At 64.2% G+C, this 17,798-nt stretch carries 21 protein-coding genes; 12 read left to right on the top strand and 9 right to left on the bottom strand.

The genetic code is table 11. The features are described from left to right. Positions 1-44: 44 nt before the first annotated feature. The 5 genes from jaqu_RS21505 to jaqu_RS20155 are packed head-to-tail and all read left to right on the top strand — an operon-like array spanning position 45 to position 5,466. Positions 45-1,199 (top strand): hypothetical protein, encoded by a 1,155-nt coding sequence (locus jaqu_RS21505; protein ID WP_161793913.1) that lies wholly within the window; start codon positions 45-47, stop codon positions 1,197-1,199. A 58-nt stretch (positions 1,200-1,257) separates the two neighbouring features. Further along, positions 1,258-3,318, top strand: coding sequence for a flagellar biosynthesis protein FlhA (locus jaqu_RS20140; protein WP_043920842.1), 2,061 nt, complete (start codon positions 1,258-1,260; stop codon positions 3,316-3,318). Further along, positions 3,315-4,076 carry a flagellar biosynthetic protein FliR gene (locus tag jaqu_RS20145; protein ID WP_043920843.1) on the top strand — a complete coding sequence of 254 codons (762 nt, stop codon included), beginning with the start codon at positions 3,315-3,317 and terminating at the stop codon, positions 4,074-4,076. Before jaqu_RS20140 ends, jaqu_RS20145 begins: the two co-directional genes overlap by 4 nt. Then, positions 4,073-5,146: an EscU/YscU/HrcU family type III secretion system export apparatus switch protein gene (locus tag jaqu_RS20150; RefSeq protein WP_043920844.1), complete on the top strand. Its 1,074-nt coding sequence runs from the start codon at positions 4,073-4,075 to the stop codon at positions 5,144-5,146. Before jaqu_RS20145 ends, jaqu_RS20150 begins: the two co-directional genes overlap by 4 nt. Further along, on the top strand, positions 5,143-5,466 hold the full coding sequence (locus tag jaqu_RS20155) for a hypothetical protein (RefSeq protein ID WP_043920845.1): 324 nt from the start codon (positions 5,143-5,145) through the stop codon (positions 5,464-5,466). Before jaqu_RS20150 ends, jaqu_RS20155 begins: the two co-directional genes overlap by 4 nt. A 12-nt stretch (positions 5,467-5,478) precedes the next feature. Here the strand turns inward: jaqu_RS20155 and jaqu_RS20160 are convergent, their stop codons facing one another. From jaqu_RS20160 to jaqu_RS20200, 9 genes are read right to left on the bottom strand one after another with little or no spacing between them, the layout of a single operon-like run. Next, positions 5,479-5,919 carry a hypothetical protein gene (locus jaqu_RS20160; protein WP_052501092.1) on the bottom strand — a complete coding sequence of 147 codons (441 nt, stop codon included), beginning with the start codon at positions 5,917-5,919 and terminating at the stop codon, positions 5,479-5,481. A gap of 1 nt (position 5,920) precedes the next feature. Further along, positions 5,921-6,640, bottom strand: coding sequence for a flagellar basal body L-ring protein FlgH (gene flgH / locus jaqu_RS20165; protein ID WP_043920846.1), 720 nt, complete (start codon positions 6,638-6,640; stop codon positions 5,921-5,923). Further along, positions 6,641-7,051 carry a flagellar basal body P-ring formation chaperone FlgA gene (flgA, locus tag jaqu_RS21510; RefSeq protein WP_043920847.1) on the bottom strand — a complete coding sequence of 137 codons (411 nt, stop codon included), beginning with the start codon at positions 7,049-7,051 and terminating at the stop codon, positions 6,641-6,643. After that, the gene (flgG, locus tag jaqu_RS20175) at positions 7,051-7,836 is read right to left on the bottom strand and encodes a flagellar basal-body rod protein FlgG (RefSeq protein WP_043920848.1); all 786 of its coding nucleotides are present in this window, start codon (positions 7,834-7,836) and stop codon (positions 7,051-7,053) included. Before flgG ends, flgA begins: the two co-directional genes overlap by 1 nt. A 10-nt stretch (positions 7,837-7,846) precedes the next feature. After that, positions 7,847-8,566, bottom strand: coding sequence for a flagellar hook-basal body complex protein (locus tag jaqu_RS20180; protein ID WP_043920849.1), 720 nt, complete (start codon positions 8,564-8,566; stop codon positions 7,847-7,849). A gap of 3 nt (positions 8,567-8,569) precedes the next feature. Next, positions 8,570-8,839: a flagellar biosynthetic protein FliQ gene (locus tag jaqu_RS20185; protein WP_043920850.1), complete on the bottom strand. Its 270-nt coding sequence runs from the start codon at positions 8,837-8,839 to the stop codon at positions 8,570-8,572. Then, the gene (locus jaqu_RS20190) at positions 8,836-9,099 is read right to left on the bottom strand and encodes a flagellar hook-basal body complex protein FliE (RefSeq protein ID WP_043920851.1); all 264 of its coding nucleotides are present in this window, start codon (positions 9,097-9,099) and stop codon (positions 8,836-8,838) included. Before jaqu_RS20190 ends, jaqu_RS20185 begins: the two co-directional genes overlap by 4 nt. A gap of 11 nt (positions 9,100-9,110) precedes the next feature. Continuing rightward, entirely contained in the window at positions 9,111-9,503 is a 393-nt protein-coding gene (flgC, locus tag jaqu_RS20195; RefSeq protein ID WP_043920852.1) for a flagellar basal body rod protein FlgC, read from the bottom strand. Positions 9,504-9,506: 3 nt separating this feature from the next. Continuing rightward, positions 9,507-9,872 carry a flagellar basal body protein gene (locus tag jaqu_RS20200; protein ID WP_043920853.1) on the bottom strand — a complete coding sequence of 122 codons (366 nt, stop codon included), beginning with the start codon at positions 9,870-9,872 and terminating at the stop codon, positions 9,507-9,509. Between the two features lie 80 nt (positions 9,873-9,952). Between jaqu_RS20200 and fliI the strand changes: the two genes are divergently transcribed. From fliI to jaqu_RS20235, 7 genes are all read left to right on the top strand, one after another. Beyond that, positions 9,953-11,242, top strand: a complete 1,290-nt coding sequence (gene fliI, locus jaqu_RS20205) for a hypothetical protein (protein WP_043920854.1) — start codon at positions 9,953-9,955, stop codon at positions 11,240-11,242. A 135-nt stretch (positions 11,243-11,377) separates the two neighbouring features. Next, complete coding sequence (locus jaqu_RS20210) at positions 11,378-12,100, top strand: substrate-binding periplasmic protein (protein ID WP_043920855.1); 723 nt, start codon at positions 11,378-11,380, stop codon at positions 12,098-12,100. Positions 12,101-12,532: 432 nt separating this feature from the next. Next, a complete protein-coding gene (locus jaqu_RS20215) occupies positions 12,533-13,540 on the top strand; it encodes an ABC transporter substrate-binding protein (RefSeq protein WP_043920856.1) in 1,008 nt (335 codons plus the stop codon). 35 nt (positions 13,541-13,575) lie between these two features. Then, positions 13,576-14,367 (top strand): ABC transporter ATP-binding protein, encoded by a 792-nt coding sequence (locus jaqu_RS20220; protein ID WP_043920871.1) that lies wholly within the window; start codon positions 13,576-13,578, stop codon positions 14,365-14,367. Next, complete coding sequence (locus jaqu_RS20225; protein WP_043920857.1) at positions 14,364-15,119, top strand: ABC transporter permease; 756 nt, start codon at positions 14,364-14,366, stop codon at positions 15,117-15,119. The genes jaqu_RS20220 and jaqu_RS20225 overlap by 4 nt, the downstream gene beginning before the upstream one ends. A gap of 184 nt (positions 15,120-15,303) precedes the next feature. After that, positions 15,304-17,367 (top strand): type VI secretion system Vgr family protein, encoded by a 2,064-nt coding sequence (locus jaqu_RS20230; RefSeq protein ID WP_043920858.1) that lies wholly within the window; start codon positions 15,304-15,306, stop codon positions 17,365-17,367. 1 nt (position 17,368) lies between these two features. Next, a complete protein-coding gene (locus tag jaqu_RS20235; protein ID WP_043920859.1) occupies positions 17,369-17,626 on the top strand; it encodes a PAAR domain-containing protein in 258 nt (85 codons plus the stop codon). Positions 17,627-17,798: the final 172 nt, after the last annotated feature.

A 17,798-nucleotide genomic window follows, 5' to 3' on the forward strand; every position in this document is an offset into this window, starting at 1 on the left:
GTCTTCGCGATGCGCGCACCCCGCCGCCGCCGATATCTCCTATCTTGCGACCGACGGAATGCGGAGGGGTGCGGAGGCTGGCGAGTATCCTGCGTGCGGATCCCGACGCGGCTCGGGCGTCGCTTCCCGACGCCCTGGCACGATACGATCCCGAACGGCCGGAGACGGTCCGCGCCCTTGCATTTTCGTATGCGAATTCCGGCTTCTTCGCCGAAGCCTTGCACATTTCCGCCAGCAACGGCCGGGCGGATCGCTGGTTGGAGACCCTGACCGCCGCTGTGGAGGGTAGAAACGTCGGAACGCCCGAGGGTGGCCCATTCAGATGCGGTCCGGCCGCGCTGCTGATCTCACTCGCAGCGGGGCAGAGCATTCCTGCCCTGACGCCCGGCGACAGGACTGCCGTGATCTCGTTTTCCAGCGACCTCCCGGACGAGCGAAAGCGGGATTTTCTGCCGTCAGCAACGGATCATCTGGCCAAGCTGGGCGACGACGCCTTGGCTGCAGAACTGCGCGCCCTCATGCCGGTGGAAGACCTGTCTCCGGATCCACTCTCTGAAGTGATGGAAACCGCGAAGACGATCCTCGATGCCGTGGATGCAGGATCCGCAGATCAGACACTCATCGACAACGCCCGGCTCCTTTTGTCCGAATTGCCGTCGGGTGAAATGAGATCTGGCCTGGAACAGGGCATCGCCGCTGCGTTGGCCAGACAATCCGAGGGTCTCGCATTGGCAGAGCACCTCAAGGCATTGCCGGATGACAGCGTGCCAGATGCACTCTCGGCCGCTATCAAGGCGCTGAGCGTCGTCCCCGAGAAGAAGGCCGCGCCGGTCTTGGCGATTCTGCTTTCCTGGAGAGAGAGGGCGTCCACCTCCGACAGGACAGAAGCCGCAGAGATGCTTCGACGGTCAAATCTGTCGGCAATTGCGGACCAGTGGAGCCCGCATCCCCGCGCGACGGCGCCAACCCTCGTGGTCCCCGTGATCGGAGCTCGCGGGCCGGGCCAGGATTGGCCGGGTGGCGACGCCGGGGCCGGCAGAGCCTCGGAAGACGTGAGAAGACTATTGGCCGCCCATCTCACGAGTGAACAAGAGACAAGTCCGTTGGACACTATCAACGGCGCACGTGAGCGCCTGGCGCGCGCCCGACGTTCGGCGGACCTGATCGAACGATTGCTCGCCGCCGCGCCGGAGCAGTGAACTCGGGGTTAACCAAACCCGCCTAAACCTCTCGCCAAGGAGAATCGAGAGGACCCCGATGCGAGCCCTGTTCCAGCCAACCATCCTGTTCGCATTGGCTCTGATGGCGGTCATTGTGATGATGGTCGTGCCGATCCCATCATGGTTACTCGATATCGGATTGGCCGCATCCTTCTCTCTGGCGATCCTGATGTTCACCACCGCGCTCTTTGTTGAGCGCCCGCTCGACTTCAGCTCGTTCCCGACCGTCCTTTTGGCGTCTCTCATGTTGCGGTTGGCGCTGAATGTGTCGTCCACGAAGCTGATCATAGGGGAGGGGCATACCGGGACCGGCGCAGCGGGTTCCGTGATCGAAGGGTTCGCCCAGTTCGTCATGGGGGGGAATCTGTTCCTCGGCTTCGTGATCTTCTGCGTTCTCTTGATCGTGAATTTCGTCGTGATCACGAAAGGCGCGACAAGAATGGCAGAAGTCGGGGCGCGGTTCGCCCTCGATGGAATGCCTGGCAAGCAGATGGCGATCGACAGCGACGTCTCGGCCGGCGCGATCAGTCATGAAGAGGCGCGCAGCAGACGAGAGCTCGAACAGGCGGAAACGACGTTCTTCGGCTCGCTGGATGGTGCTTCGAAATTCGTGAAAGGCGACGCCGTCGCGGGCTTGCTGATCACCCTGCTCAATCTGATCGTCGGACTGACGGTCGGCCTCGCCGTGCACGGAATGGCGCCAGCAGAAGCCATGCGGACCTTCGCCGTCCTCACGGTCGGGGACGGATTGGTCAGCCAGATCCCCGCTGTGGTGATCTCCATCGCCTCGGCCCTTCTGCTCGCGCGCGGGGGCGCATCGGGAAAGATGGATGCGGCAATCCTCGCTCAGATCGGAGGGAATCCGCTCGCGCTCGGGACCGTCGCGGTCATCATGGCGGTCTTTGCCGCGATCCCCGGGCTGCCGGTCCTGCCGTTTCTCCTTGGGGCCTCGGTCTTGGGCTTCGTTGGATGGCGCAGACACAAGGCTCAGACCGCACTGGCCAGCGAGATCCCGGTTGTGGAGGATATGGCCCCACCCAAGAAGACCATCGGGGACGTTCTGGACCTCGATGAGATTAGCGTGACATTCGCGATGGATCTCGTATCGCTCGCGATGGATCCCGCGCGCGGCCTCGAAAGCCGGATCGAAGGGATGCGCAACCACATCGCCCAGAGCTATGGCGTGATCCTGCCGGAGATCCGATTGACCGATGATGCGGGCCTTCCGCCGGGAACGTATGTTATCCGGATCCACGGCGTGGAGATGGCGCGCGACCGCCTGTTTCCGGGCCATCTCCTGGTTCTGCGAGGAGACGCTCCTCTGCCGGCGGTGCCCGGCACCGACGTGGCGGAACCTGTCTATGGAGCGCCGGCGCGCTGGATCGACGAGAGAGCGGCCGATCCGGCGGGTTTCGCCGATCTGACGGCCGTAACACCCGGAGAGGTCCTGGCCACCCATCTCATGGAAGTGGTCAAATCCGCCTTCCCTCAATTGATCGGCCTCAAATCGCTGAACCGACTCCTCGACGCCTGGCGAAGTGTCTCCGATCCCGACCGAGCGGCGGAGAACCGGCGGCTGATCGATGATCTCGTCCCGTCGAAAGTGCCCTATGACGTTCTCCTGACGGTTCTCCGACTTCTGTTGTCGGAACGGGTGTCGATCCGAAATCTGCCTGTGATCCTCGAGAGCGCCGCCGAGGGGCGGGACGCCAAGCTGCCCACCGACGTCATCGCAGAGATTACGCGCCAGCGTCTGAGCCAACAGATCCTCGCAGATCTCCGCAGACCCGACGGGACCGTCCCTATGATTCAACTGTCACCTGCATGGGAAGAGCATTTCGAGCGCCACCAGATGCAAGGCGGATCCACAGAGATAGCGCTGCCTCCCGATGCCGGCCGAAAGCTGAGACAGGGCATCGCCGAAGCGATGGCGAAGGCCGCCGAGAACGGCTCCTATCCCGCGCTCGTTACCTCGGCCCGTCGCCGGCGCTATCTCCACACCGTCATGCGAGATGCCGGACTAACGAATCCAGTCATCTCCTACGAGGAAGTCGGTCCGAGCGCGCGGCCCGCCTTGGTCGGGTCGGTCGCGGCGTGACGGCGCTGGCCCCACTGATCGAGGCGCTCCATCTGCCGGTCGTCGCGACCATCCTCGCCTTTCTGCGTGTCGGGGGGGTCATGATCCTCCTGCCGGCATTCGGTGAAAGGACCTTGCCGGCGCGGATAAGGCTCGTTGTCTCGTTCATGCTGGCGATCGTCCTCGGCCCGCTCATCCCGCGCGAGATCGTCCCTGAAGTGATCTCTCCCGGCCTGATCATCGCCGAGACCTCGATCGGGCTGGCCCTAGGCGCGATCCTGCGGATCACCGCGCAGATCCTTCTGCTGACGGGTGCGATCGCTGCCCAGGCAACCTCGCTCGCGCAGCTCTTCGGGGCGCAGATGGCCGAGACATCCTCTGCGATCGGAAACCTTCTGAACATTGCGGGCCTTTCCCTCCTGATGGCCGCGGGCCTTCACCTTCTGGTCATCGACCTCCTGCTCCGCAGTTGGGATGTCTTTCCGCCCGGTATGGTCATGCCGGGCGCAGACATGGCGACTTGGGGCCTCGGCCGCGTCTCGTCGGCCTTTGCACTGGCCCTGGCGCTGGCAGCGCCTTTCGTGATCGGATCCGTTCTGTACAACCTCGCCTTGGGCGTCATCAACAAGGCGATGCCGCAGCTCATGGTGGCCCTCGTCGGCGCTCCTGCGATCACGGGGCTGAGCCTCGTTCTGCTGGCCGCGTCGGCTGCCCTCATTCTGACGACTTGGCGCGAAGAGGCTCTCTCCGTGCTCGCTGATCCGCTTGCCTTGAGATGAGCGAGAATGCCGACAAACCATTCGAGCCGTCCGCTGAGAAACTGCGGAAGGCCCGGGAAAAAGGCGAAACGGCGCGAGCCCCGGATCTCAACGCGTTCGCGCTTTATCTCGGCTTGTTGCTGACAGTGATCGTCGCATTGCCGTGGTCGGGCCATCAGATGATGCAGGTTGGTGGCCGCATGCTGGCAGGCGCGGATACTCTGGCGGCCGACGCTCTTGCCGGTGGCAACGCGGTATCGGCCATGGTCTTCGGCACGGTTCTGAAACTGAGCCTTGCATGGGTTGCCGCGCCCGCCGCGGTCCTTCTCTTGGCCATCGCTCTTCAACGTTCTGCTGTCTTCGCTCCGACGAAGCTGGCACCGAAACTGTCCCGAATTTCGCCAATCGCAGGGGCCGCGAACAAATTCGGGAAAACCGGCCTGTTCGAGTTCGCGAAGTCCGCGGCGAAGATGACGCTCTACTCCCTCCTCCTCTTTGCGGTGCTCGCCTGGTCGGCAGAGCGTCTCGTCGCCGCTGCGGCCTTGCCCAAGGGGCAATCGCTGACCCTGCTGGCACAATTGGCGCTGGTGTTTCTCGCTTCGGTCACGGTGATCGCCGCAGGTCTCGGCACGCTGGACTTCTACTTCCAGAGACACGCGCATCTCATGAAGAACCGCATGGACCACAAGGAACTGCGCGACGAATCGAAGGATGCCGAGGGCGATCCGCAGATGAAATCGCGTCGGCGGGCGCGGGCGCAGGAAATCGCGACGAACACGATGCTGGCCGATGTTCCCGAGGCGACTGTCGTGATCGTAAACCCGACCCGTTATGCCGTGGCCCTGCGGTGGACGCCCACGGACCAGTCCCCGCCCGTCTGCCTTGCGAAGGGGGTCGATCTGGTCGCGGCCCGCATCCGTGAGACCGCAATAGAAGCGGGCATTCCGATCTATAGCGACCCCCCGACCGCGCGTGCGCTGCACGCGACGGTAGATCTGGGCGACGCGATCCCGAGGGAACACTTCCAGGCCGTCGCCGTCGCCATCCGCTTCGCGCAGGATCTGAAGACAATCGCGGGCGCGAGAGGATGAAGCGCGCGGACCTCGAAAGACTGCACGAGATCGCGAGACTTCGTAGTTTCCGCAGTCAGGCGGAACTCGGCAAGGCCGATGCGAGGGTCCGGTCCATCCAGTCGGCGATCGCACTCACATTTCCGCAGGAGCAGGCCGAGCCGACGGACGTCCACAGCGCACGCGACCGGGCCTGTTGGCAGAGTTGGGCGGAACTGGAGCGCCGCCGTCTGACCATGGAGCTGTCGCGCCTCCGCGCGGAACAGGAGCCCTTGCGGAAGAGCGCAGGCCGGGACCTCGCGCGCGCAGAGGTTCTCGAAAAGATCCTCAAGGCGAAGTGAATCGTCGATGATCTAACGGTCGCGGCGGTCGATCGACTGGATCAGGATCTGTGCGTCATGCGGAGCGAGCGCGGCCGAGGCGGCCTCTCCGAGGGCGACACGCAGCCGGTTCATTCGCAGAACCTCGGTGAAACGCCCGTCGAACCCCCCCGCAGCCGCGTGAAGGAACGAGGCCTCCAGAAGTCGATCGCGGAGGATCGGCTCGCGCCGGAGGATCTCTTCGGTCGGTAACGTTTCGCTGTGAACGCCGAGGCCCATCACGACATGCGCCCGAACTCGCCCATCGACCACGATCGGAATGATCAATTCCCGCCGCAGAGCGACGTACTCGGTCTGGGGCAAGGGTTCCGGTGGTTCCGCATGATCGGACGAGGGCGCGCGTGTCACATACGCAGCCCCTGCGCCGCCGATGGCGGCGAGAAGAACCAGAACGATGCCGATCAGGAGGCGCATTTCAGAACGGCAGCAGGATATCGGCGACCTGTTGGCCGTATCTCGGTTGCTGGACGTCGGTGATCTGCCCCCGCCCGCCATAGGAAATCCGCGCCGATGCGATCTTGTCGTAGGTGATCTCGTTCAGGCGCGTCACGTCTTCCGGTCTGACGAACCCGGTGACAAGCAGCACCCGGACCTCGTTGTTGACGCGCACCTCCTGAGTGCCTTCGATCCGAAGCACACCGTTCGGAAGGACCTCGACCACCGTCGCGGCAACACGCAATGCAAGCCGCTCTTTCCGGCGGATCGCGCCGTCGCCGCCAAAATCCGAGGAGCTGTTCAGATCGACAGCATTCGCGAGGTCCGCCCCTTCCGGCAAGGCGTCGGCGGCCCGTTGGGGAATCCCGAACAGGTCCGTGACAGAGAGCGACTCGCTCCCCGAGCGGCTGCGCGACGATGAATTCGCGAACTCGGCCCGTTCGTCGATGGAGATTACGACGGTCAGGATATCCCCCCGTCGTCCCGCACGCCGATCCCCCAGAAGGGACTGGCGACCGGCTTCCCACAAGGATGCATCATCGGCGCGAAGCTCGGCCGTTGCTGGCAAGGCGGGACCAGCCGTCATCGCGAAGTGTTCATTGCCGCCAGAGACCGCAGTGAGATCCGGCGCCTTTCCGACCTGTTGAAGGCGGCTGCAGCCACCGACGGCCAATGCGGCGATAAGCACGATACGGATCATTCAGCGGACCTCCACCATGCCTTCGGCGACTGCGATGCCGATCACGGTTGTTCGGGAATTGAGATTCATCACGCGGACATCCTCGCCTGCGCCGGCGCGGGATAGGGCCCGGCCATCGGCCGAGATCCTGAGCCCGTCCGAGACGTAGGTCACGATGACCCGCTCGTTCCGGCGGATAAGGGTCGGCATGGCCAGATCTTCCGGACGCACCGGCCGATGAGGATAGAGGTTCACACGCGCCTCCAGACCGATCGCATCCCGCATGTCCGAGATCGACCCGGGAGCCATGCCGTCGACCATCTCGAGGTGATGGGCCTCGACCACGGTTCCGGCCCGTATGAGCGCGACGGGAACGATCGTGTCAGCCCATGCCGGGGCCGCTAGCATGAGGAGCGGGAAGAGCCTGAACATCAGCGGATCTGGGCCGTCGCGCCCAGCATCTGATCCGCTGCAGTGATTACTTTCGCATTCATCTCGTAGCCGCGCTGGGCTTCGATGAGGTCCGTAATCTCCCGGACGGCATCGACGGAACTGTCCTCGAGATAGCCTTGCCGGAACAGCCCCAGCCCGTCCTCGCCGGCGAAGCCTTGCACGGGCGCCCCGGATGCCCCGGTTTCCGCGTAGAGGTTCGATCCCAGCGCCTCGAGCCCTTTCTCGTTGGTGAACCCGACCAGCGTCATCTGCCCAAGCAGTTCAGGTTCGACCCGGTCGATGAAATAGGCGTAGACCTCGCCTTCCGGGCTGATCGAAACGGATCTCGCATCGTCCGGGATCGTGATGTCGTCGACGAAAGGATGACCGTCGGACGTCACGAGCAGGCCCTCGCCCGTCCGCTTCATCGCCCCGTCCCGGGTATATGCGGATACACCCGACGGCAGCGTGACTTCGAGGTATCCGCGCCCCTGAATGGCCACGTCGAGCTCGCCATTGGTCTGTGCGATCGTCCCCTGTTGCGGCTCCATCGTGACCGATGCGGGACGTACCCCCAGACCCATCTGGATCCCCGTCGGAACGACGGTCCCTGTGGCCGAGGCGATCGTGCCGGGGCGCGCGAGTTGCTGGTAGTGCAGGTCGGCAAATTCGGCGCGGCGCGCATTGTAGGCCGTCGTGTTCATGTTCGCGAGATTGTTGGAGATCACCTCCACCCGCATCTGTTGCGCATTCATGCCTGTTGCGGCGATCGACAAGGCTCTCATTAGCGGATCCTCACTTTGGGTCCATTAGACGGAGCATGGAGCGAAGGCGTTCATCCTCTCGATCCAGCAGGGATTGGCCCAGGCCGTAGGCGTTCTGGACTTCGATCATTCGGGCGATCTCCGCGACAGGGGCCGTGTTCGACTGCTCCAGGAACCCCTGCAGGACGCGCCCGTCATCGACAGGAAGAAGCGCGCCATCGTGACGGAACCGCGTCGCGGAGGTCCGTGTCAGCCCGTTCGGATCGTCAGGGACGACAAGGCCCAATTGCGCAAAGGGCTCGCCCCCTCGCGATAAGGTGCCGTCGGGAGCGGCGGAGACCTCGCCCGCCCCCGGCGGGACCTGAATCGGCGCACCGCCGATATCGAGGACCGGTTGACCGTCCGGTGTCACCAGGGTCCCAACGGGATCGCTGACGAAGGCACCGGCCCGTGTCAGCAGCGGGCCGTCCTCTCCGGCGACCTGGAAGAACCCTTCGCCTTCGATCGCGAAGTCATAGGCACCGCCGGTCTGTTGCAGTGCACCCTGAGACAGGTCGGTAAATCGGGCATGGGCATGCCCCATCGACATCGAGGGCGCGTCGAGATCATCGCCACTGCGAATATGTTCGGCGAAGATCGTCGCCTCAGCCCGGTAACCGGTCGTCGAGGCATTCGCGATGTTCTGGGCGATGATGTCCATCTCGCGCATCAGACCGGACTGACGCGAGAGCACGGGGAGTATTCCATCCATAGCTCACCCTCCCGCGATCAGCGGCAGCAACGTGCCGCGAAAATAGTTGCCCAATGTCAGAGTCATGAACCCCATGGAGACCCAGAAGACGGCCAGCATCGCGGCCATCTTCGGCACGAAGGTCAGCGTCATTTCCTGGACGGAGGTCAGCGCCTGGATGAGGCCGATCGCAAGCCCCACGACCAGGGCCGCCGCGAGGATCGGGGCGGAGACCATTACCGCCGCCCAAAGCCCTTGCTGAAGCGTGTCAAAGAAGAGGGCGTCACTCATCAAACGGGCATCCGGAGAAGCTCGTTATAGGCCTCGACGACACGGTCCCGGATCGCGACCGTCGCCTCGAGGGCAAGCTTGCTTTCGGCCAGTGCGGTCACGAGTTCATGCGGATCGCCGCCGCCCGTGACGGATGCGGCCGCTTGCGTCTCGGCCGATTGCAACATCTGAAGAAACTCCTCGGCGGCGCCGATCGCCTCGTCGGAAATACCGGTCGTCTTGGTCGCGTAACCGCTGACCCCCTGAATGCTCCCGATGTCCATGGACTTCTTCCTTATCGCTTGAGCAGGTCGAACAGCGCCGACGACATCCGCCGCGTCTGGTCGAACATTTTGAGGTTGGCCTCGTAGGACCGTTGAGCTTGGCGGGCGTCCGCGATTTCGGTCACGAGATCGACGTTCGAGCCGTCATAGAAACCGTCGGGGCCGGCCAAGGGATGGGACGGATCGTGGATGGCGCGCAGGTCGCGCCGATCCAGCATGACCTTGCCGACTTCCACCGCACCGGTTCGCCTCCCGCTTTCGACGGTTTCGTGAAACGATACCGTCTTCCTGCGATATCCGGGCGTATCCGCATTCGAGATGTTCTCGGAGACATGCCGCAGACGCTGACCCTGGGCGCGCAAACCGGATGACAGGATCCTCAGGGCATCGGAGAATTCCGCCATGGCTCAGCGTCCCCGGCCCATTGCGGTGCGCAGGATATCCATCGAAGCGCGGTAGACCGTGATCGCGCGATCATGGCGCCGCTGCGCCTCGACGCCTCTCAGGATCTCCTCCTCGAGATCGACGGCGTTCCCGTTGGCCTTCAGCGTGGAACTCACGTCGATGATGTCCCGGTGCGGTGTCGCGCCCGACATGTGGCCGGGCCGCGTCGCGCGGGGCGCGAAACGATCCTCGGGTCTAAACGGTGCGAGATCGGAAGGGCGGTACCCTGGCGTATCGGCATTGGCGACGTTTCGGGCGGTCAGCGCCTGTCGGCTTCCAGCGTGCTGTGCGGCCTGCGCCGCCAGCGTCATCAACGCGGGCATCTGCATGTGTCTCTCCTCGATGCAACGAAGCGTTAAGGGCGATTCCTTTAGATTCCGTAATCGTTGAAGAAGATTCGGAGAGTTCCGTGACAGACAATCCGCTCGAAGCCCTGAGTGCCCGCATCGCGCCCCTGCAGGCGAGCAGGCCCCTCGGGCACGTGACCGCGTTGCGCGCCGGCCATATCGAGATTGCCGGGCTCTCACGCCATGTCTCTCTGGGCGACGAGGTCCGTTGCCGGGGCGGAACCCTTGCCGAGGTGGTCGCCATCCACGGGGAAAGGATCGACGCGGTCCCTTGCGGTGACCTCAGCGGCCACGAAGTCGGCGCCTTGGTAGAAGTGTCCGGCGACCCGACGATCTCGCCCTGCGACACCTGGCTCGGACGGATCGTCGATCCCTTCGGAAATGCGATCGACGGCCGTGGGGTCGCATCAGGCCCTCCCCTGCCGATCAGGCACCCCCCTCCCGAGGCCGGCACGCGGCGCGGTTTCGGGGACAGGCTCGCGACCGGATACGTCGCGCTGGATACACTTCTGCCGATCGTCGAAGGTCAGCGCATGGGCATCTTCGCGGGATCGGGTGTCGGCAAGTCGCGGCTTCTCGGTGATCTCGCGCAGACGGCCGACGCGGATGTCGTGGTCGTCGCCCTGATCGGCGAACGCGGCCGGGAAGTCGCGGGGTTCGCGCGGGATGTGCTCGGAGAGGCGGGCATGGGCCGCACGATCATCGTCGCAGCCACATCGGATCGCCCGGCGAATGTGCGCCGCCGGACTTTACCTGCCGCACTGACGGTCGCGGAACGATTTCGCGCCAAGGGCGCGCGCGTCCTCTTTCTGTGCGACTCGCTCACCCGCCATGCCGAAGCCTTCAGGGATCTGAATGCGGCATCCGATGACCGGGGGGGCGGCGTGCCGCGCGGGCTGGTATCGGAACTCGCCGGACTGATCGAGAGGGCCGGGCCGGGCGGGCCGCGTCAGACCGCGATCACGGCACTCTTCACCGTCCTGGTCGCCGGGTCCGACATGGAAGAACCCGTGGCCGACACGGCCCGGGGTCTTCTCGACGGGCATATCATCCTGTCCAGAGACATCGCAGAGCGAGGGCAATACCCCGCGATCGACGCGCTCGCGTCAGTGTCGCGGGCTCTGCCCGGCGCGGCGACAAAAGACGAGAACGCGGTGATATCGAAATGCCGCCTCACACTCGAACTCTTCCGAAAGAACGAACTGATGGTCTCATCAGGACTTTATGAAAAGGGCGGGGATCCGGCGCTCGACAGCGCGATCCAGCAGACACCGGCGATCCAGAAGGCTCTGACCGACCGAACCGGCAGCATAGAGGAGAGCTTTGCGATCCTGAGAAAAGCGCTTGGGTAGATCTCCGGCTGGAAGCTTCGACTTCCCTGGTCCTCCGGGATGGTCGGAGCGATGCGAAAGGCTGGAAGCGCAGCTGCGGGACGAAGTCCGACTGCATTAATCCCTTGTTAAGGTCTCGTATGCTTTCTGCGGAACATGAGCATCTCAGCCCTCCTTCGTGCGATCGTGCTGGCCACCCTTGCAACCTTCGGGACGGCTAAGGCGGATGTTCTGCGCGCGGTCACCGCCGATCTGCCGCCCTACGCCATCGAGGCGGATAGCAGCGGGTTCACCTTGGAAGTCACGCGCCTTGCGGCGGAACGCGCAGGTCATACGCTCGAGATCCGGTTCCTTCCGTGGAAGCGGGCTCAACTCCTCGCGCAGCAGTCGGATGATCTTCTGACATTCAACCTGACCCGGACGAAAACGCGCGAGCCGCTTTACCTATGGATCGCGCCGATCATCGAGTACGGAAACGTATTCGTGACGACCGGCACGGTCATCGACACGTTCGAGACGGCCGCATCCGCCGGCGAGACGGTCACACGCGCCGGAACGGCACAGGCATCGATCGTCGCCGCCTCCGGCGCGCCGTTCCTCGAAGTCGAGAGCCCCGAGCGGGCTGCGCGAATGCTCGATTCCGGCCGGGTGGCGGCATGGTATACCCATGATCTCCGTGCCGCATGGGTCTGGCGGCAGGAAGCGCGATCGAACGATCTGACCATCGGTGCGAAACGCGAGGGCGGCGTGATCTACCTCGCTGGCAGCCTCGGATTTCCCGAAGACATCGCCAACGACCTTCGCGAGGCGATCGAGGCGATGCGCGCCGACGGGACCTACGCCGCCTTGGCAGAGCGTTATTTCGGCAAGACGAACTAGCCCAGGCAGGACGCCTTGCGCCCCGTCGAGACCTGACGCGCAAGGGCGTGCCCCACGCCGGGAATACTAAAGACTGCACAGCCTTGACCGGCTCCGGGTCTGAGGAACGTACGGCCCGGCTCTCTCCTGTACGATGCGGAACACCCTCTTTTCTTCCACTGGCTGAACCTCTCGGATCGTTCCGCACAAGGCAGCCTCACCCGCCCATGCCGAAGGCGAGATTGATCTTGGGTCGAAAGCTCCCGGATACCGCAAACGCTGCAGTCGCGCAGCATTAGCGTCCAAAAAATCATCATCCACCTTCAAAACGTTCAATCCTTGTGCAAGGCATGCAGGGGGTTCTACTGCATCGCGCCTGCGCTTCACCGGGACGTTGCCCTCGCCCGGGCCATCCATGATCGGTGTCGTCAAAGTCGTACCCGGAGGAAAACCATGTCTCGTATCGCCCTGACCGCAGCCGCATTCGCAGTGAGCAGTTCTGCCGCGTTTGCCCAGACCGAGATGCCGTTCGCACTGGACTGGAAGTTCGAAGGCCCGGCAGCGCCTTATACCCTCGCGATCGATCGGGGATTCTTCTCGGATCAGGGATTGGAGGTGACCGTCACCGAGGGCGCGGGCTCTCTCGACGCGATCCCGAAAGTTGCCACCGGGGCCTTCCCTGTGGGATTTGCCGACATCAATTCCGTCATGCGGTTCATCGACCAGAACCCTGGCGCGCCGGTGATCCCGGTCATGATGGTCTATGACAAGCCGCCCTTCGCCGTGGTCGGCCGGATCAGTCAGGGCATCACCGAGCCGGGCGATCTGGAAGGTCGGACGCTGGGCGCCCCGCCCCCCGACGGCGCCTGGGCGCAGTTCCCGATTTTCGCGGCAGAGAACGGCCTCGACGTGGACGCGATCTCGGTCGAGCCGGTGGGCTTTCCTACCCGCGAACCCATGCTCGCCCAAGGCGAAGTGGACGCGGTGACGGGCTTTTCGTTTTCTTCCACGCTCAACCTGATCCGTCTCGGCGTCCCCGAAGACGATATCTCGGTCCTGCTGATGGCCGATTACGGCGTCGACCTCTACGGAAACGCGATCATCGTGAACACGGACTTCGCCGAGGCGAACCCCGACGCGGTGACCAGCTTCCTGACCGCGGTGGCTATGGGGTGGCAGGCCGCGATCTCGGATCCCGAAGCGGCGATCGCTTCGCTCTTGGAACGGAACCCGGCAGCGGATGCAGATCTGGAGACCAGGCGCCTCGAACTGGCGATCGAGGCGAACGTTCTGACCGACTACGTTGCCCAGAACGGCATGGGAAACATCGATCCAGAGAGGTTCGCCGCGGCGATCGAACAGACGCGGTCCGTTTACGACTTTCAGTCAGAACCCGACCCGGCTCTTTTCTTCGATGGGAAATATCTGCCCGCAGGTGACGCGCTGATGCTGTCCGAATGAACGGGACCGGGTCGGAAAGCCCGGCCTCTTCGCCGATGAAGCCGCTCATCGAGATCAAGGGCGTCCGTCATGCTTACAGGACGCCAGCGGGGCCCCTGCCCGTCCTCGACGGGCTCGAGCTCTCCGTGCCCGAGGGCGAGTTCTGCGCGGTCGTCGGCCCGTCGGGATGCGGAAAGTCGACCCTGACACGCCTGGTCGCGGGGCTCATGAAACCCGATGCGGGCGAGGTCTGGCTGTCTGGCGAGCGTGTGACGAGCCCACGCAAGACAGTCGGCATGGCTTTTCAGAATCCGGTCCTGCTGGAGTGGAGGACGATCCTCGACAACGTCATCCTGCCCCTCGAAATCGTTGCGCCGCGTATGCCGCGTCGCGATCGCGTGGCGCGCGCAGAGGAACTTCTCGCCATGGTCGGGCTCGATGGGTTCGAGGACAAGCGGCCGTCGGAGCTTTCCGGCGGCATGCGCCAGCGGGCCTCGCTCTGCCGTTCGATCGTTCACAAACCCTCGGTCCTGATCCTGGACGAACCGTTCGGCGCGCTGGACAACTTCACGCGCGAGGATCTCTGGCAGACGATGCGCGACCTGCGCGCGGCCGAGCCGTTCACCACAATCCTCATCACCCATGACCTGCGCGAAAGCGTCTTCCTCGGCGATCAGGTCGTCGTCCTGTCCGGACGTCCGGCCCGCACGCAATACGTCATGGACGTGGATCTGCCGCCGGACCGCGATCTGGACGTGCTCTTTGAGCCGAAGGTCGGCGATATGCTTCATATCCTGCGGGACCAGATCAAGGTCGCTCAGGGTCGCGCCTCCGAGGCCGCGGCATGATCCGCTCGGTCGGCGTGCCGGTCGTGGCACTCGCCGTGTTCACGGCGATCTGGGAATTCGTCGTCTGGGCGAATGGTTGGCCGGACTTCGTGATGGCCTCTCCGTCGGATCTGCCCGCTGCCTATGCCCGCTTCTGGGAGCTTTTCCTGACAGGCGCCTGGCAGACGCTCTGGCGAACGGTGGCGGGTCTCGTCCTTGCCGTGATCGTCGGCCTCCTGCTGGGCATGATCATGGGTTTCTCGCGGATCATGCGCGATGCGCTCTATCCGCTGCTGGTCGGCTTCAATGCGATCCCGAAGGCGACGCTCGTCCCGGTTCTGGCGCTCCTGTTCATCGGCCAGCACGATTTCAATACCGTGATGATGGCCTTTCTCATCTCGTTCTTCCCGATCGCCGTCTCGGTCGGGATCGGCCTTTCGACGCTGGAGCCCGAATATCGGGATATCCTCCGATCCCTCGGGGCGTCCAAGGTGACGATCTTCTGGAAGATCGCGCTGCCGAAGACGCTGCCGGAATTCTTCGGCGCGCTGAAAGTCTCCGTCACGCTCGCCTTCATCGGAACCAACCTCGTCGAGATCGTCTCCCCCCATGGCCGGGGCTTGGGCGCGCTCTTCCTGTCGGGGCAGACGAATTCCAACTACCCGCTCATGTTCGCGGTCCTGATCGCGCTCGCCGTGCTGGGGATCGCCTTATACTACGCAGTCGTCTGGCTAGAGAAGACGTTTGCGGGCTGGGCCGAACGCAAGGGATAGGCCCATCGGACGGGGGTTGGCGACAATCCCGATCCTCCTGCCCGACTGCGCGCGACCGACGAACGATCCCGCGTCCGGCGACCACATCTCCAGTCTGCATCCGCTCGGCCGCGATCCGAATGCTTGAAATTGCTCGCGCATCGGGGTGCTCTAGGGGCAAGACGATTCGTTTGAGGTCGGATTTATGAACGCTCCCTTTCTACAGACCAATCGCCGGGGCCGTCTGACGACGTCTTTCGGCCCGGACCAGCTTGTGCTCCTTCGCTTCGACGGCTCCGAAGAGATGTCAGGAGATTTCGAATGGCGGGTCGAAGCCCTGAGCAAGACGCCCGGCCTCGACCTGCACGGCCTTCTCGGAAGCCATGCCACGGTCGAGATCGACATGTCGGGCGGCACGCGCTCCTTCGACGGAATTGTCTGCGAGGCCTCGGCCGGCGGCTCGACCGAGAACGGCTTTCGCTACGACCTCGTGCTGAGACCATGGCTGCACGTCGCAAGCCTGCGGCGCAACCAGCGCATCTTCCACGATCGAAGCGTGGACCAGATCCTGCAGGAAGTGCTTGCGGACTACTCGGACCTGGGCGAGCCCCATCTCGATTTTCGCCTGACCGGCGATTATCCGATCCTCGAATACACGGTTCAATACGGTGAGAGCGACGCGGACTTCGCCCGGCGCCAGATGGAGCGTCACGGTCTGTCCTGGTTCTGGACCCACACGGAGGGAAGCCACACCCTGGTCGTGACCGACGACATCGACGCCCTGGATGAGATCGAGGGCGGCAAGCGTCCGTATTACGGGCTCGAAGGCCACCACATGTCCGAGGAGGAGCATTTCCGCCTCTGGCTCGCCGGGGAGCGCATCACGACCGGCGCCGTTCGCCTGACGGAATACAACTTCAAGACGCCCCACGCCGCGCAGGAGGTCGACAGCCTCGGCGGCGTGTCCCACGCCAAGGGCGACGTCGAAAGCTTCGATTGGCCGGGCGACTATCTCAATCGCGGCGAAGGTACCGGGGTCGTCGCGCGCCGCGTCGAGGAAGAGCGGGGCCAGGCTCCGCGGCACCACGCCTCTGGTGACGTCGCCGGTCTGGCTGCCGGAACCCGGGTCACCGTGTCCGGCGACGACGTCCCGGGCGTGACCGGCAACACCTTCATGTGCCTCAAGGCGCAGCACCGCTTCCGCGCCCAGGCCTATGGGACAGGTGAGGCGTCCGGGGACGAACGGGCCTATGACGGCGATTACGTGCTGATGCCGGTCACCACGCCCCTGCGGCCCGAGAGACGCACCCAGTTGCCGCGGATCCAGGGCCCCGAGACCGCGCTCGTCGTGGGCGAGGGAGAGATAGATTGCGACGAATACGGCCGGATCCTCGTCCAGTTCCCATGGGATCTGGACGGCGCCTACTCGATGCGATGCCGCGTCTCGCAGAACTGGGCGTCGCGCGGCTGGGGCGGCATGATCATTCCGAGGATCGGCATGGAAGTGATCGTCGAGCATCTTCTTGGCGATCCCGACAAGCCGATCGTCACGGGCTGTGTCTACAACGGTGCGAACCAACCGCCCTATCCGCTGCCGCAGCACAAGACGAAGTCCGTCTTCAAGACGAACACCCATGAAGGGTCCGGCTTCAACGAACTCACCTTCGAGGATCAGCGCGACGAAGAGCTGATCTACATGCATGGCCAGAAGGACCAGCAGATCGACATCCTCAACGACCGGGCGAAGTCGATCGGTCGGGACCAGTCCGAGGCCGTCGGCCGCGACAAGTCCATCGGCGTCGGCCGCGACCATACGGAGAGCATCGGCCAGGACGCTCGCCACACCGTTGGCCGCGACGTCATCTATCAGGTCGCGCGCAACCAGCAGGAAAGCTACGGCAAGGACCACGTCCATGTCGTCGGCAACATCCACAAGCAGGACATCTATGCCGACCACCTGATCAGCACCGGCCGAAACCACGAGGAAACCGTAGGCTCGCGCTATGTGCTGAACGTGGGCAAGTCGATCACCAACAACACCAAGACCCACACGCTGATGGCGTTCGACAAGTTCGTCATCAAGGGACCCGGCGGCAAGATCACGATCGACGCATCCGGCATCACGCTGGAAGCGCCGCAGATCCGGCTCAAGGGTGCGGTCTCGATGGGCGGCAGCGGCGGTGCGCAAGTGCCGACGCTGAAGGCCGCCGCGCGCGACGCGCTCCCCCTCGTGGAGGAATGCGTCAAGCAGAAGGGCGAGGAGGGCTAGGATGCTTCCAGTAGCGCGTCTGGGGGACAAGCATATCTGTCCGAGCTGCGGCCCCAACATGATCGTTGAAGGCGGAAAGGCCACCGTCGACGGCCGGCCCGTCGCCCGCGTCGGCGACAAGACTGCGTGCGGCGCCGTGATCGTGAAGGGATCGTCCATGGGCACCGACGATGGCAGGCCCATCGCCTATCTCGGATCCACCACATCCCATGGCGGAACGATCGTCGAAGGGTCGCCTACCGCCACGACGATGCCGTAACCGCCCTGCGGGAGATTCGGTCACGATGGGTCGATCTCCGCCGGAAAGCGCCTCGGAGGACGTTTTCGTGTCCTCCTGTTCCAAGCGCCTGCCCACGTAGATCCTGACCCGGACCGACCCGGACGGCCTGAACCCGGCGGCCGGCCGTCGGGGCGCGAGCGGTCGGCAGACG

It is taken from the genome of Jannaschia aquimarina (genome assembly GCF_000877395.1).
Classification (GTDB): Bacteria; Pseudomonadota; Alphaproteobacteria; order Rhodobacterales; family Rhodobacteraceae; genus Jannaschia; species Jannaschia aquimarina.